The following is a 15,325-nucleotide window of genomic DNA, read 5'->3' as shown; positions in this document are numbered from 1 at the left end:
CCTAACTGACCTCAGACGCTGCGGCGCGCCTTAAGAGCCGCCAGCAGCGTCCCGTCGTCCAAATGGTCCAATTCCCCGCCCACAGGCACACCATGGGCAAGCTTGGTGGTAGCAACCCCGCTATCGGCTAAAATATCTGCCAGATAATGGGCCGTGGTTTGACCCTCAACCGTGGCGGCGAGCGCCAAGACAACCTCGGTAATGCCGCCCTCTTGGATGCGCGCCATCAGGCTGGCAATGCGCAAATCTTCAGGCCGTACGCCGTCTAGGGCCGACAAAACGCCACCCAAAACATGATATTGCCCCTGATAGGCACCGGACCGCTCTAAGGCCCAAAGATCGCTAACTTCGACTACGACACATAAAGTCGTTTGATCGCGCGCTGGATCAGTGCACACCGAACACGGATCTTGCGTATCAAGATTACCACAAATCTGGCAGGCCTTTACCTTCTCAGCCGCCTCAGCCAAAGCCTGGCCCAAGGGCTGCATCAAACCATCCCGCTTCTTTAAAAGATGTAGCGCAGCGCGACGCGCCGACCGCGGTCCAAGCCCCGGCAGTTTGGCCAAGAGCGAGACAAGCCGCTCAATTTCTGGACTGGCTGTGGCGCGTTTGGTTCGCGTGCTGCGATCAACCATAATCAAAAGGGCATCTTGAAGCCGGGGGGCAGTGGAAGGCCGCCCATCAAGTCCTTTTCCATGGCCGCGCGGCTGGCTTCGACCTTTTTACGCGCATCTTCGAAAGCGGCCTTGATCAAATCCTCCAGAATTTCGACATCCTCGGGCACGCACAGGCTGGGATCGATGGAGATGGAGAGGAGCTTGCCTTCCCCATTACTGGTGATTTTCACCATACCAGCGCCCGCGCTACCTTCGGCTTCAATCTTTTCCATTTTCTTATGCGCATCAGCCACTTTGGACTGCATCTGCTGCATGGTCTTCATCAATCCGCCAAGGTCTTTCATCACACTCGTCCTATAGAAAGGGATGGGGGATCATCCCATAGTTTGGTCTAATCGCCAACGCGGCGGCGGTTAAAGTCTACCGACAGCACATTGCTGGCTTCGGTGTCTGCGTCCTCTTCCCCGTCCTCAACGACCGCCTCAAGGACGATCTCTGGAACTGGGGCCGCGCGCACATCCAAAATACGTGCGCCGGGAAAGGCTTTCAGGGCGGCAAGCACTTCCGGGGCTTGCTTAGCCGCTTCAATGCGCTCTAACTCCAACCGCTTATGGCGCTCAGAAATACTTTCCTGCCCGCCAGACCCTGCCTCGACGATCCAATCCTCATCTGTCAGCGCAGACAAGGCTTCAACGGCGCGCTTTTGCAGGTCTGCGGGCGCATTGGGTAGAAGCTCAATCACCAAGCGGCCCGGCTCGACGCTGACGGGTCGCACAAAGCGCTCAAGCTCTGTCACCAGCACAATTTCGCGCGCATCTTCAAGCACTTCCAACAAACCCTCAAAACTCAAGCTTGGTTGGGTTGACGACACGCTTTTAGACTGGGCGGCTTGAGGACCCGATAAGGTTGGAGATGCTGCAAGGGCCATTGGGCTGCCATTTGTCCCGTTTGGCGCTGCCAGGGCAGCCGTGGCTCCCGGTGAGATGGGCTGGCTCATCAACAGGCGGGCTAAATCCTCTGGCGGCGGCAATTGCTGAGCAGCACAAGCCCGTAAAAGACACATTTCAGCCGCTTGAACGGGATCAGGGGCGCGCGCGGCTTCTTCAAAGCCGCGCAGGATTAACTGCCACAGCCGTCCAAGGGCGGCAGGCGTTGTACTGGCCGCAAAGGCCTTCATCTGGTTGACATGGTCACTCGCACCGGCGGGATGCCAATCATCGCCCAACACCTCCCCACGGGAGATTTCATGGGTCAAGTCCATCAAGTCGCGCAGGACGAGGCCCGGATCTGCGCCTAAATCATATTGCTCCCTAAAGGCTTGCAACGCTGTTTTGGCATCGCCCTTCAGGATGGCACCGAGCAAATCCATCGTGCGGGTACGGTCAGCCAGACCCAACATGTCGCGGATTTCGGTGCCGGTTACACCCTTGCCCTGATCTTGCACGATGGTTTGATCTAACAGCGACAAGCCGTCACGCGCAGAGCCTTCAGCCGCGCGCGCAATCAATTCCAGCCCATCACGGGCGATATGCGTGCCCTCGCGCTTGGCAATTTTCTCGAGATAATCAGCCAGAACCACAGGCTCAATCCGGCGTAAATCAAAGCGCTGACAGCGCGACAGGATCGTAACGGGGACCGACCGAATTTCTGTGGTGGCAAAGATGAACTTCACATGTGGGGGCGGTTCCTCCAATGTCTTCAACAACGCATTAAAAGCGCTCTTAGACAGCATATGCACTTCGTCGATAATATAGACCTTATAGCGCGCGGCGATGGGCCCATAGCGCACCCCGTCAAGCAATTCGCGCATATCGCCAACGCCAGTGCGCGAGGCAGCGTCCAACTCAAACACATCAGGATGGTTACCCCGCGTAATGGCTTCACATTGACTGCCCGGCGGATCGAGTTGAATGGACGGGCGATCCATTGTCGCGGTTTGGTAATTGAGGGCGCGAGCTATCAGCCGCGCAGTCGTTGTTTTGCCAACGCCGCGCACCCCTGTCAGCATGAAAGCATGGGCAATGCGGTTAGAGGCAAAGGCATTGGTCAAGGTGCGAACCATCGCTTCTTGCCCAATTAAATCTTCAAAACGCTGTGGCCGATACTTGCGCGCCAAAACCAAATAGGGCTGGCTGGACTGCGCAGGCGCGGGCTGAGAGGCCTCTGCAGGCTCACCAAACATCGACAAGGTCAGATCATCGGGTTCTTCGGCGGCTTGGTCGTACCCAGTAAATCCTCCTGACTGAGGAAGATCACCTGCACCGCCAAGATCCGTTTCGTGCATGTCGGGGTTCCAAACTGTGGGTGCGCACAGATACAAGGGTGGAGACCGAACGGCGACCCGTAGCGAAACCCGTTGCGGCTGCTTCCTTCCGGACCTGACCGAATTGGCGAGGACTACGTCCACCGCCGATCTCCACTTCCCATATCGCAAGTCAGGCCGCGAGTTTCAAGCGCTAATGGCGGCAATCCTGTGGATGTCGCAGGTGTCTGTTTGCAACAAATCGTGCTTGACCAAAATGGGCGGGCCAGTTCAGGTGCAAACTATGGCCCAGTCTACTAGTTTCATCCCCTTCACTGCTTTCCCCCTTGATCGCGCCAGCGCGCTTCGCCGCGATGCGGAAAAGATGGAAAGCCTTCTCAACCATCCAGATACCGATCTTATTCTGATCCAGGATGGAAAGCCTGTTTTAAGCCTTGATAGCCAAACTAAAGGCGCGCGAAAATTGTTGCGCTTGGCCTGTGCCAGCCGATCCGCCTTTCTACCCAAATCAAGTCCTGAGCCTGTTTTGATGGGGCTAGACCTGGATGGACGAGCAACCTTTGCAGCAGCGCTGCCGGCGCGGTTTGATCTGGATGACAGCCCACTGCAGGGTTTGGGTGAGGCAGAAGATTTGCGCATGGCCGCCGGAATAATGGACATGTCAGATCTTGCGATTGCCGGCACTGCCAAGGCTATTCTGGACTGGCACAGCCGCCATGGTTTTTGCGCCAATTGTGGCGCGGCCACCCAGATGGCCGAGGCGGGTTGGAAGCGGGCGTGTCCGGCGTGCAAGACCGAGCATTTTCCGCGCACAGACCCAGTTGCGATCATGCTCGCCGTCAAAGGTGATCAGTGTCTATTGGGCCGGGGCATCGGGTTTCGTTCTGGCTATATCTCAGCCCTTGCTGGCTTTATCGAGCCCGGGGAGACGATCGAAGAAGGCTGCGCCCGCGAGCTGTTTGAAGAGGCTGGGGTAAAGATGACGAAAGCACGGATCGTGGCCAACCAACCGTGGCCCTTCCCGTCTCAATTGATGATCGGCCTGATTGCGGAAGTTGAAAGTTTCGAGCTTAACATTGACACCCACGAAATCTCCCAAGCCCTTTGGTATAGTCGAGACGAGGCGCGTCAATTATTGTCAGAAGGCGGCTGTACGCGCGATGGCGTCACCTTGCGCGCGCCTCCGCCAATCGCCATCGCCCACCATCTCATCCGTTTGTGGGTAGAGGAAGGCTGACCTTACTCCAGAGCGGTGGGCCAAGCTGCCCGTTAGGGCTGCGGGCCCGCGGCTTGTGGCGTGGCGGCAGGTGCCGTTGGCGTCACCGGCAAAACGCCTTCTGATGCTTCCGCAGCCGTCGTCGTCGAACCGGAGACCTCGCCCCCTGCCCCCTCAACTCCGCCATTGGTGCCGTTCATTTTCAACAAGCTTGCAGGATCAATCGGCTCGGTCTGACCTTGAGGCACATTAGGACCTGGGGCCTCTGTTCCATCTGGATAAACCCAGCGAGACGCCCCCTCATCAATACTGATCGCGGCTTTGGGCGCAAAGCCCTGACTGCCATCATTGAGACGCAAGACATACCAAGCAACGCCAGAATTGGTTTGTCCAATCACGCGAACCACTTCGCCCGGCTGTAGGGCGCGCACAATCCGCGAATTCGGCAATGGGGTTGCTTGTACATTGGCGATCTGGATCGCGCGACCAACGGCACCCACGGTGGCAGTATCGGCACCAATGCCGTCATTGCTACCCGCATCATCGTCAGCGGTTGTGAAGCGTTGGAGAATAAAGACTGTAGTGTTGCCATCCAAGGGAATGCGTAACCAAAGCTCTCCCTCAGCTTCGACCGATCCGTCGGAGACTAGGCGCGTGCCGCCATCGACTGTGCCAACAATCTTGCCGGACATAGAGGGGGTTTCACGCAGGTTCAACAAGGCGGAAGTGACGATATTGCGGACCCCACCACTGATCTTATTGGACCCGCTATTGGGCTGAATTTCCCGGAACAAAGCTTTGGGAGCAAAGCCTCTGGCCCCATCGACTGCGGTCAGCGAGAGCCATTCGACACCCGCCTTCACGCCAACACTTTGGGCTGAGACAATCGTGCCTTCTTTCAGCACAAGGGCAACAGGCGCACTCAAGGCAGGTTCTCGGCGAACCTCAGTCCGCCCCAAAGCACTGTAAGATCGCGGGCCTTCGATGCTCGGCAGCTCGGGCTGTTGGTTCGCAAACAGGGTCTTAAAACCGAAAAAGGCCCCCGCTATCACCAAGGCCGCGACAACAATGGCTACCAAGATCAAGAAGATACGGCTTGCACCCCGTGCCCCGCGCGGTCGCATGTTTTGAGCTGACTGGGTATCCTCAGAAAACATACACTTGGCTTTCACTTCGACAGATTGGGACAGATTTAGACAAAGGGCGGACACACCCCATTGGCTGGTGCTTTATCAGGACTTGGCAGCGCATAACAGGGGGTGGACGCGCAAGAGCAACAGCTTGCGTTCTACTGATTGGGAACCAAACTCCGCCCCGACAACCAACCTTGATTGCCTTTTGGGGAAGTCACTTGATACCACGGCATGCCTGCGACAATGCGCACATCTTCAACCGACATTAGGGTGTCGGTTGGAAGAACTTCGAGAACAGGATCGCCAGTCGCGCCAGGTCTTGCCCGCAAGCTGGCGGTTGGTGTGTCCACCCGCATCAACGTCCCCACGCTGACAGCCATAGGGCCAGAAGGCACTTCGGGTTCAGCCTTAGGTGCTCCAGGAGCCGCCGCGTCAGCTGTTGCGCTGGCCATGGCAGCGGCCGCATCTGCTGTTGCCGGTGCATTCGTCGGACCTTGAGGGGCCCGAACCGCTGAATTGCCTGATATCCAGCCCGTGCGGCCATTGGTGAGTTGAACCTGCAGCCACGGCAATCCGTTCGACATATGTTGGGCGACAACCATAACCAGCACACCACTGCCCACTTGGCCCAATTGCGGACTTTCAAAAGCTGGGCTTTGGTGAATGGAAGCAGGTGGGCCGACAATCTGGTAAGTCATTGGTTGTATCATAGCATCCGCCCCGATTTGGACTGGGGCAACCGGCAAAATCGAGCTGTTGATTGTATTGCCAGCCAAAGGATCTAGGCTTGAGTAATCGGCTTCGCCCTCACCCAATGGAACCAGCATATCTTCTCGAATAAATCCTGAGCGCGAGCGATCGGTAGGAAGCGTTATCCGCAACCAGTTTAAGCCGCCGACTTGAATCTGCCCTGTAACGTCAAGGATCGTGTCTGGGGCCAACAACATGATCACGGCGCTTGCCGGGTCTGGCGAAACACGGGCTTCGGTTGCCACACTCACCCGGCGCATTTCGGGCGGCGAAATCTGTTCAATATCCAGACCCTCCGTCAAGGCCGAAAGCCCTGATGGATCAACCGCTGCATTGGGATCTTGAGCCGGGCCAAACAGCCGCCAACCGATAAAGCCAACCAAAACGACTAAAGCTGCAATTGCGACCCAACGCGTAACCTGCATGATGCTAAGGCCCGAATAGGTATCAATCTCGACTTCGTTCCCGCGCTCTTGTGTTGAATAAGGTCGGGCCTGAAAGCGTGGCTCTGCCTGCGGTGCCAACGGGGCCTCCTGTGGCTCAGCGGTTTCCGCCACAGGCGCTAAAGGACTGCCACAACGCGAACACACGCTATTGGGTCCTGCGTAGGGCAAGTCTAATTGATGGCGGGCAAACTCACATGCGCTCGGTTCATTCGAACACCGACCTTTCCGCACAATCACTCTCCTCGCCTCGCTCGTTTCACCTAGCCTAACTAACCATTGCAGCTTGGCCAAGCGCCTTGCTGCGCTTCAGGCGGTTTATTTCTCGTGGTTCAGAGCCCCGATAGGGCAAACAAAAAGTCCCGGCCTTGCGACCGGGACTTTCTATGCTTGAATGGATCGCGCGTTAGCCTTGATGTGCCAAAACCGCCAATAGGAGCAAAGCCACAATATTGGTGATTTTGATCATGGGGTTTACCGCGGGACCGGAGGTATCCTTGTATGGATCGCCAACCGTGTCGCCAGTGACAGACGCTTTATGAGCGTCTGACCCCTTCATGTGCTTGACGCCGTCGCGGTCCACAAAGCCATCTTCGAACGACTTTTTGGCATTGTCCCAAGCCCCGCCGCCCGATGTCATGGAAATGGCGACGAACAGACCCGTCACAATCACGCCCAAAAGCATGGCACCAACTGCCGCCAAAGCCTGCGCTTTACCCGCAATCATGTTGATGGCGAAGAACAAAACGATCGGCGACAAGACTGGCAGCAAGCTTGGCACGATCATTTCACGGATCGCAGCTTTGGTCAGAATATCGACGGCCCGACCATAGTCCGGCTTGCCCGTGCCTTCCATAATGCCAGGAATTTCGCGGAACTGGCGACGCACCTCTTGCACCACGGCTTCTGCTGCCCGGCCCACGGCCGTCATCGACCAGCCACCGAAGAGATACGGCAGAAGACCACCAATCAACAGACCAACAACCACATAGGGGTTTGAGAGGTCGAAGCTGACGTTTACGCCAGCAAAATACGGATATTCAGCCGCATTGCTGGAGAAATATTTCAAGTCTTCCGTATAGGCGGCAAACAACACCAGGGCCCCGAGACCCGCTGAACCAATGGCATAGCCCTTGGTCACAGCTTTGGTGGTGTTACCGACAGCATCCAAGGCGTCAGTGGTTTTGCGAACTTCGGGAGGCAAATTGGCCATTTCGGCAATACCACCGGCATTATCCGTTACAGGACCAAACGCATCGAGAGCTACGATGATACCAGCAACCGACAACATCGTGGTGGTTGCAATGGCGATCCCGAACAAACCTGCCAAGTTGAAGGTCGCTAAGATACCGCCCACGATGATCAAAGCTGGCAGGGCCGTTGCTTCCATCGACACAGCCAAGCCTTGGATGACGTTAGTACCATGGCCAGAAACCGAAGCCTGGGCCACCGATTTCACCGGACGATAGTCAGTGCCCGTGTAATATTCGGTCACCCACACAATCGCTGCGGTCACGACCAAACCTATCACGCCGGAGAAGAACAGGTTCATAGCTGTGATCGTTACGCCACCGCTGGTCGTATAGGTTTGGGTTACCGTTGCTTGAACCACTGCATAAAGACCTACAACGGAGAGAACCCCCGCCGCGATCAGGCCTTTATACAAAGCATTCATGATGTTGTTGTCTTGGCCCAAGCGGACAAAATAGGTGCCAATGATCGAGGTTACGATTGCCATGGCCCCAATCGCCAAAGGCAAAGACATCATCACGGCGGCACCGGCTTCTTTGAAGAAGATCGACGCCAAGACCATCGTAGCAACCAAAGTCACGGCATAGGTTTCAAACAAGTCTGCAGCCATACCTGCACAATCACCGACATTGTCGCCGACATTGTCTGCGATGGTTGCAGGGTTGCGTGGATCATCTTCTGGAATGCCAGCTTCAACTTTGCCGACCATGTCGCCGCCAACGTCTGCACCCTTGGTGAAGATACCGCCACCGAGACGGGCAAAGATGGAAATCAAGGAAGCACCAAAGCCCAAAGCAACCAATGGGTCGATAACTTTGCGGCTGGTTGGCTCTAGCCCAAGAACTTGGGTCAGAATGTAATAATAGCCCGCAACGCCGATCAAGGCCAAACCAGCCACCAGCATGCCTGTAACAGCACCGGCACGGAAGGCCATGGAAAGACCGGCCGCCAAGCTATTGCGCGACGCCTCGGTCGTACGAACATTTGCGCGAACCGATACGAGCATCCCGACATAGCCTGCAAGGCCTGACAGCACAGCACCCAGCACAAAGCCAAGTGATGTCTCGATTGTGAAAAGGAACGTGAGAAGAACCGCAATCACCACGCCAACAATGGCGATCGTTGTATATTGACGGTTGAGATAGGCATTTGCCCCCTCTTGAATCGCCGCAGCAATTTCTTGCATACGGGCGCTACCTGGGCTTGCTTTTAGAACTTGTTGAACGGTGATGAAGCCGTAGATCAACGCAAGGACCCCGGCCCCAATGGCCGCGACCACACTCATGACGCTAACGTCCATGTTGTACCTCTTTCGTTTCCAGATTCACCCGTGGTGGCAGTTCGTCTCCCACTCTCCGGATGATCCCCCTTTATTGGTCCTTCTTCTTTAGGGGGCGATTGCGCAGCTTGCAATGTGCCGCGTCGGTTTCGCGAAATCCTTGTCAGTAAACCGCAAAACCGCCTGTACATTAACCATTCGTCGACTTTCCTATGGCAGACAAAATCTATGTCTGATCCCACACGCCGATCCACCCTTGCTTTAAGTGCGGCTGCTGCCGGTGCTGCGGTTGCGATTCCTTTGCTTGCCGCCCAAAGCGCAAATGCCGCCGAAGGCAAGGCCGAAGAGGCAGGCGAGCCGCTGGTGGCAGAATTAATCAATGTCGTTCTGCCAATCGCGCGCAACGGCGCGTTGGTGAATTATCTATTTGTGACCTTGAAGATCCGAATGTCTGATCTCAATGCTGCGACTTTTGTGCGGGAACAACATTTCTTAGTTCGCGATGGAATCACGCGTGCAACGGGTCGTAATCCAATTCCTGAAGGCAAAGGGCCCAATACGTTTGATCAGGCCGCCATTGTTCGGATTGTGACTCAAGTCGTAACGTCCCTGAAACCGGGCTTGCGCGTAACCCGCGTCTCACTTGAACAAGTTGCCTTTATGCGTCGCTAAACTGCCAACCGCGCCGGTTGGGCAAAGCAATGGCTTGCCCGCGATAGGTCAGCGCCACGCCCTGTCCCTCACAGCATCTACCGATTTGAGTCAGTTGGACACGGATGGCCTGAAAATGGGCCGTCAGGGTTGAGGCGTGCTCTGGCGCAGCGCAGAACAGGCTTTGATAGTCATCTCCACCGGTTGCCAGCGCCAACAGGCTTTCAACATGATCGTTTGACCGTTCAAGCCATGTTGCCGCCTCGTTCGAAAGCGGCAAATCATCGAGTTCTATGGCCAAGGACAGATGAGAGGCTAGCGCGATATGACTGGCATCGGCCAACAAGCCGTCAGAAACATCGATGCTGGCTTTGGCAAAGGTTGCTACCAGATCGGCTGTCGCCAAAGGCGGCGGTTTAGGCGCAAGGGCCAGTTGGACAGCTTGCGTCAGCTGGCTTGCGTCCATTTGGCCCAAACGAACTTGCAGACCTAGATAGGCGTCGCCCAAGGTCCCTGTCAGAAAAATCCCGTCTCCAGGTTGAGCACCTATTCGCAAAATTGGCTTTGCAGTTGGCGCCAAAGGGGTACCGATCAGAGTGAGACTTGCAACTAAGGGACCCTCGGTGGCGCTTGTGTCCCCACCCAGAAGCGGACAATTGCCACAAAGGGCGGCTAAATCATCGCCCAAGCCTCTCGCAAAGTCTGCCACCTGCGCCAGAGGTCGCTCCTTTGGCCAAGCTAAAGCCAACAAAGCACCAATAGGCTTGCAGCCCTTAGCGATTAGATCAGACAAATTCCGCCGCACCAACCGTTTGGCCACCCAATCAAGGCTATCGGAGGATAAAAAATGTGTGCCTTCAATGATCTGGTCGCAGGTCACCACCAGCCCATGCGGCGAAACCGGCAATTGCGCCACATCATCCTTAAGATCAAAGGCACCTGCAACGCCACGCGCCAGAGGCGCCCAGAGGTGAGCGATCAGATCAAATTCTGATGGTGCCCGTGCCACCCCGTTTACCCAAGGCTCACGAGGTCAGCTGGCGCAAGTCATTGGCGTTGAGCTCTCGGGCCAAGCGATCCAACAATCCATTGGTAAAGCCACCTTCCGGGCCTTCAAAGAAGGCATTAACAATGCCAACATATTCATCAATAACAACAGCTACTGGTACATCGCCTCGGCGCAGCAATTCAAAGGTGGCCGCGCGCACGGCCGCCCGCACAATCGAATCAATCCGCTCAAGCCGCCACCCCTTAGCCAAGCGCGTTTTGATCGAAGCATCGATTAAGGCTTGTTCTGCCACAACGCCTTCCACCAGCGCGCGAAAGAAATCGGCGTCGGCTGTCTCAAGCGGCCCGGTCTCGCTATCCTCACCCAAACGATGATCGAGATATTCGCGCACGGTCGATTTCACGCCACCGCCAGACATTTCCATTTGATAGAGTGCTTGAACCGCAGCCAAACGCGCGCCACGGCGGGCGTCAGTCAGTGTCGATGGCTTGGTGCGGGTCATACGCCGCCCATGTTCAAGCGCCGCTTGACCGACAACATAGTGAGGCAAGCGACAACAGCATCCCTGCCCTTATTCTTCTGATCACGCTTGGCGCGAGCAAGTGCTTGGGCTTCATTTTCGACGGTCAAGATACCATAGCCAATCGGCAGCCCCTCGACCGAAAGTTCCATCAAAGCACGGGCGCTTTCCCCGCACACATAGTCATAGTGGGAGGTCTCGCCGCGAATAACGCAGCCCAGCGCCACATAGCCATCATAATGGCGACCAGCCGGGCGATGCGTGGCCCGATCCGCATGCGCAATCACCGCTGGAATTTCAAAGGCCCCGGGAACTTTGATGACATCATAGGTCCCATTAGCAGCCTTGATGGCTTCAGCGGCACCCGCGACCAATTCTTCGGCGATATGGGTATAGAAATCGCCAACAACGAACAAAAGATGAGGTGGGTCGAAAGATAGGGTCATAGCCTAGTCCAAGGTTGATGCGAATGAGGTGGCCGTCAGGTCGTACGAGATAAGATGCGTTCCACGTAACGTGCAACTTGATCCGCTTCAAGATTAACACGTGTTCCTAGCTTTAGGCGACCCAATGTTGTCACGTGCCAGGTGTGGGGGATGATGTTTACCCCAAAAGTCACATCATCAACTTCATTGATCGTCAAAGAAACCCCATCAACGGCGATTGAACCCTTGGGTGAGACGTATTTAGCCAAACCTTCCGGCACCTTAATTGAGACACGGTGGCTCTCATTTTCGGGTGTTACGGCAACAACTTCGCCGATTCCGTCGACATGGCCTGATACCATATGGCCACCCAGTTCATCGCCTAGCTTGAGAGCCCGTTCAAGATTGAGCTGTGTGCCAACTTGCCATTCCTTGGCGCAGGTTACGTCTAAGGTCTCTTGGCTGACTTGCACCCGCCAGCGGGCTCCAGATGCAAGAGCCTCAAACGAAATCAGAGTGAGGCAGACGCCTTGGTGGCTCACAGAAGCGCCCAAGGCAAGGCTTGCAGCATCATAGCCGCTGTCGACGGTGAAGACCGCATCTGTACCGGGCTTGTGATCCTTCGCGACAATTGTACCAATATCGGTGATTATCCCTGTGAACATGCCTATGCCTTCTCAGTTGAGCTTAAGTCGAAGTAGTCAAGCACATCGCGTCCAAATTTTTGTGGCTCTTTCGGATGCAGCTCCAAAGCCTGTGACAAGGCTTCAACCTCTAGGCTTTCAAAGACGGGCCGTCCATCACCGCCCAAAAGGATAGGTGCGCGAAACCAAGCTATTTGATCGACCAGCCCGGCACGGACAAAAGCAGTGGCAAGAGTGGGTCCAGTTTCCACCATGACGGTTTTGACGTTGTAGGTTTGGCGCAGCATGCGCAGCACCGCCTCAAGGTCGAGGCCTGTCTTGCCCGCTCGGTTTCGGCTGATTTGATGGTGATAAACCCCTGGCTTGCCATCCAAAGGCTGGTCAGGAAGCGAGGTTGATGTACACCAAATAACGGCTGCCTGATCGCTTGTCCTGACGAGTTTGCTGTCCAGCGGCAAGTGCGCGGCAGAATCAAGCACCACCCGTAAAGGCTGTTGGGGCGCGGGCGGATCCAGTCGCGCGGTAAGCTCGGGGTCATCGGCCAAAACAGTGCCAATGCCTGTCAGAACCGCACCATGGCGCGCGCGCATGCGATGAACTTCGGCTCGCGATTCTGGTCCTGTAATCCATTGGCTTTGCCCCGTCACCGTCGCAATACGAGCATCCAGACTGGTGGCCAATTTCAATGTGATCTTCGGGCGATCTATCGCCGACTTAATCGTCACGCACATTGCCCCGACGCTTTAAACTTTCCTTCAACGCACCAAGCTCATCATCGACAAAGCGGTTGAAATCCTCGGCTTCACGGAAATCCCGGTACACTGAGGCATAGCGGACGAAAGCAACGGGGTCTGTTTCCCCCAAAGCATCCAAAACAAATTGACCGACCGTGCTGGTTGAGATTTCGGTCTCACCCGATGTTTCCAGACGTCGAACAATGCCAGAAATCAGATGTTCAATCCGTTCTTCTGGGACTTCGCGCTTGCGCAACGCAATGGCCACCGAACGGTGCAGCTTGTCGCGGTCAAACAATTCGCGCGTTCCATCGCGCTTAATGACTTTCAGCTCGCGCAATTGCACACGCTCAAACGTCGTAAAGCGCCCGCCACATGCCGGGCATTGCCGCCGCCGTCGGATCGAAACGCCATCCTCAGCCGGACGCGAATCCTTCACCTGCGTGTCAGCAAATCCGCAGAAGGGGCAACGCATGAATTATCCTTTCGAAAGCACTCAGTGAGGCCACCCCTCACCTCGCCGCCAACTCAATAGATTGGGAAACGGGCGCACATCGATTCAACTTCGCGCCGCACGCGGCTTTCCACTTCCGGATTGCCATCAGGCGTACCGGCAAGCGCATCCAAGACTTCCACGATCTTGTTGCCAATCCAAGTGAATTCTTCGGTGCCGAAGCCGCGTGTGGTGCCTGCTGGCGATCCCAAACGAACGCCTGACGTGGTTGCAGGTGGCTTGGGATCAAAGGGCACACCATTTTTGTTACAAGTAAAGCCCGCGCGCTCCAACGCGGCCTCACTCGCTTTGCCGGTCAAATCCTTCGGTCGCAGATCGACCAAAACGACATGTGTATCAGTGCCGCCAGAGACCAGATCAAATCCCCCTGCCTTCACCGCTGCTGCCATGGCCTGTGCATTGGCAACAACTTGGCGCGCATAGGCTTGGAACTCGGGTGTTAAAGCCTCACCAAATGCGACCGCCTTTGCCGCGATAACATGCATAAGTGGCCCCCCTTGCAAGCCAGGGAAAACAGCGGAATTGAACTTCTTACCCAGTGCTTCATCATTGGACAAAATCATGCCGCCCCGCGGCCCACGAAGGGTTTTATGGGTTGTGGTTGTCACAACATGGGCGTGGTCCAACGGGTTTGGATGGGCTTTGCCCGCAACCAGACCAGCAAAATGCGCCATATCCACCATGAAATAAGCCCCGACGGAATCAGCAACGGCCCGGAATCGTGCAAAATCGATCTGGCGCGGATAAGCTGATCCACCCGCAATAATCACTTTTGGCTGATGCTCCTTGGCCAAAGCCTCAACAGCATCATAGTCAATTAAATGGGTATCGGGACGAACCCCATAAGAAATCGCATTAAACCACTTGCCAGATTGGTTCGCGGGCGAACCATGTGTGAGGTGGCCCCCACTTGCCAAGTCAAGACCAAGAAACGTATCGCCTGGCTTCAAGAGCGCCATAAAGACAGCTTGGTTGGCCTGGGCCCCAGAGTGGGGTTGTACGTTAGCATAGCTGCAATCAAACAAAGCCTTCGCCCGTTCGAGCGCCAGATTTTCCGCAACATCTACAAATTCACAACCACCATAATAGCGCCGGCCCGGATAGCCTTCGGCGTATTTATTGGTCAAAACCGAGCCCTGCGCTTCCAAAACGGCGCGAGACACAATGTTTTCCGAGGCGATGAGCTCAATCTGCGACTGCTGCCGGTGCAGTTCCTCGGCAATCGAAGCCGCTAGGGCGGAATCCTTAGACCCCAGCGAAGCCGTAAAAAAATCTTTGCTTACAGTATTTTGGCTTTCTGCGAGGGATGTCATGGTAACTATGTCTCCGTTTGGTCCGTCATACATGAACCTAGGCGTTTCATGCAACAGGGCAAGTCGCTCAAATTACCACAAGGTAAATTCATGCAATCTCCACATTTCTAAGGTTAATAACAATGAAAATTCCTGTTTTCGACATATTCATAAAAAATCTATCTTTCTCTTCGAATTTTTTCTACACAAAATCAAATATCTATAATTTCTGCTCAACACTTACAGGCCAAAACTCAATCTTAGAAAATGGTCACAAAATCTTTTATTGAATAAATGCACCTTAATCCATGATCAATTCAGATGTATCAGTCACTCCATAACAACCTAAGCGAGGACTGCTGAAAGATGCGCAATCAAAAAGAGCACGCCAACTCGGATATCTTAGAAATGACGACTGAAATTGTCTCCTCCTATGTAAACGCCAATGAGATTAAAGCTGAAAATCTTAGCGAACTCATTCGCAGCATCCACAAAAGTTTGGTTACATTATCGAAAGACGATTTTGAGAAGCCGACCGAAAAGCCTAGGCCGTGTGGACAAAGTATCTGATCCAGAGGCGT

At 55.2% G+C, this 15,325-nt stretch carries 16 protein-coding genes and 1 other RNA gene; 3 read left to right on the top strand and 14 right to left on the bottom strand.

All coding sequences use genetic code 11. The annotated features are described in order from the left end of the window. Positions 1-11 precede the first annotated feature (11 nt). The 4 genes from recR to ffs form a co-directional block, all read right to left on the bottom strand. Complete coding sequence (recR, locus tag B7364_RS03640; protein WP_085338585.1) at positions 12-638, bottom strand: recombination mediator RecR; 627 nt, start codon at positions 636-638, stop codon at positions 12-14. 2 nt (positions 639-640) lie between these two features. Then, a complete protein-coding gene (locus B7364_RS03635; protein WP_085338584.1) occupies positions 641-964 on the bottom strand; it encodes a YbaB/EbfC family nucleoid-associated protein in 324 nt (107 codons plus the stop codon). Between the two features lie 47 nt (positions 965-1,011). Next, entirely contained in the window at positions 1,012-2,904 is a 1,893-nt protein-coding gene (locus B7364_RS03630; protein WP_085338583.1) for a DNA polymerase III subunit gamma/tau, read from the bottom strand. Positions 2,905-2,940: 36 nt separating this feature from the next. Further along, positions 2,941-3,039, bottom strand: an RNA gene (gene ffs, locus B7364_RS03625) — signal recognition particle sRNA small type. Between the two features lie 127 nt (positions 3,040-3,166). Here ffs and nudC point away from each other — a divergent pair. Beyond that, entirely contained in the window at positions 3,167-4,120 is a 954-nt protein-coding gene (gene nudC / locus B7364_RS03620) for an NAD(+) diphosphatase (RefSeq protein WP_157893463.1), read from the top strand. Positions 4,121-4,152: 32 nt separating this feature from the next. Here the strand turns inward: nudC and B7364_RS03615 are convergent, their stop codons facing one another. The 3 genes from B7364_RS03615 to B7364_RS03605 form a co-directional block, all read right to left on the bottom strand. Next, positions 4,153-5,256 carry an SH3 domain-containing protein gene (locus B7364_RS03615; protein ID WP_085338582.1) on the bottom strand — a complete coding sequence of 368 codons (1,104 nt, stop codon included), beginning with the start codon at positions 5,254-5,256 and terminating at the stop codon, positions 4,153-4,155. Positions 5,257-5,387: 131 nt separating this feature from the next. After that, a complete protein-coding gene (locus B7364_RS03610) occupies positions 5,388-6,506 on the bottom strand; it encodes an SH3 domain-containing protein (protein WP_157893462.1) in 1,119 nt (372 codons plus the stop codon). A gap of 325 nt (positions 6,507-6,831) precedes the next feature. Beyond that, positions 6,832-8,961, bottom strand: coding sequence for a sodium-translocating pyrophosphatase (locus B7364_RS03605; protein ID WP_085338580.1), 2,130 nt, complete (start codon positions 8,959-8,961; stop codon positions 6,832-6,834). Positions 8,962-9,183: 222 nt separating this feature from the next. On the opposite strand from B7364_RS03605, the gene B7364_RS03600 reads away from it, so the two are divergent. Beyond that, positions 9,184-9,627: a hypothetical protein gene (locus B7364_RS03600; protein ID WP_085338579.1), complete on the top strand. Its 444-nt coding sequence runs from the start codon at positions 9,184-9,186 to the stop codon at positions 9,625-9,627. Here B7364_RS03600 and thiL read toward each other — a convergent pair. From thiL to glyA, 7 genes are read right to left on the bottom strand one after another with little or no spacing between them, the layout of a single operon-like run. Further along, the gene (gene thiL, locus B7364_RS03595; RefSeq protein ID WP_085338578.1) at positions 9,614-10,615 is read right to left on the bottom strand and encodes a thiamine-phosphate kinase; all 1,002 of its coding nucleotides are present in this window, start codon (positions 10,613-10,615) and stop codon (positions 9,614-9,616) included. The genes B7364_RS03600 and thiL overlap by 14 nt on opposite strands. A gap of 16 nt (positions 10,616-10,631) precedes the next feature. Next, entirely contained in the window at positions 10,632-11,117 is a 486-nt protein-coding gene (nusB, locus tag B7364_RS03590; RefSeq protein WP_085338577.1) for a transcription antitermination factor NusB, read from the bottom strand. Beyond that, positions 11,114-11,581, bottom strand: a complete 468-nt coding sequence (gene ribH / locus B7364_RS03585; RefSeq protein WP_085338576.1) for a 6,7-dimethyl-8-ribityllumazine synthase — start codon at positions 11,579-11,581, stop codon at positions 11,114-11,116. Before ribH ends, nusB begins: the two co-directional genes overlap by 4 nt. A 35-nt stretch (positions 11,582-11,616) precedes the next feature. Continuing rightward, a complete protein-coding gene (locus B7364_RS03580; RefSeq protein ID WP_085338575.1) occupies positions 11,617-12,225 on the bottom strand; it encodes a riboflavin synthase in 609 nt (202 codons plus the stop codon). 2 nt (positions 12,226-12,227) lie between these two features. Then, on the bottom strand, positions 12,228-12,929 hold the full coding sequence (locus B7364_RS03575; protein WP_157893461.1) for a RibD family protein: 702 nt from the start codon (positions 12,927-12,929) through the stop codon (positions 12,228-12,230). Next, positions 12,919-13,413 carry a transcriptional regulator NrdR gene (gene nrdR, locus B7364_RS03570; RefSeq protein ID WP_085338573.1) on the bottom strand — a complete coding sequence of 165 codons (495 nt, stop codon included), beginning with the start codon at positions 13,411-13,413 and terminating at the stop codon, positions 12,919-12,921. The genes B7364_RS03575 and nrdR overlap by 11 nt, the downstream gene beginning before the upstream one ends. Positions 13,414-13,466: 53 nt before the next feature. Next, complete coding sequence (glyA, locus tag B7364_RS03565; RefSeq protein WP_085338613.1) at positions 13,467-14,765, bottom strand: serine hydroxymethyltransferase; 1,299 nt, start codon at positions 14,763-14,765, stop codon at positions 13,467-13,469. A 345-nt stretch (positions 14,766-15,110) separates the two neighbouring features. Between glyA and B7364_RS03560 the strand changes: the two genes are divergently transcribed. After that, the gene (locus B7364_RS03560; protein WP_085338572.1) at positions 15,111-15,314 is read left to right on the top strand and encodes a MucR family transcriptional regulator; all 204 of its coding nucleotides are present in this window, start codon (positions 15,111-15,113) and stop codon (positions 15,312-15,314) included. The last annotated feature ends 11 nt before the right edge of the window (positions 15,315-15,325 follow it).

The sequence above is a fragment of the Aquidulcibacter paucihalophilus genome, from assembly GCF_002105465.1.
Lineage (GTDB): Bacteria > Pseudomonadota > Alphaproteobacteria > Caulobacterales > Aquidulcibacteraceae > Aquidulcibacter > Aquidulcibacter paucihalophilus.
This window is presented reverse-complemented; position numbering and strand designations above follow the sequence as displayed.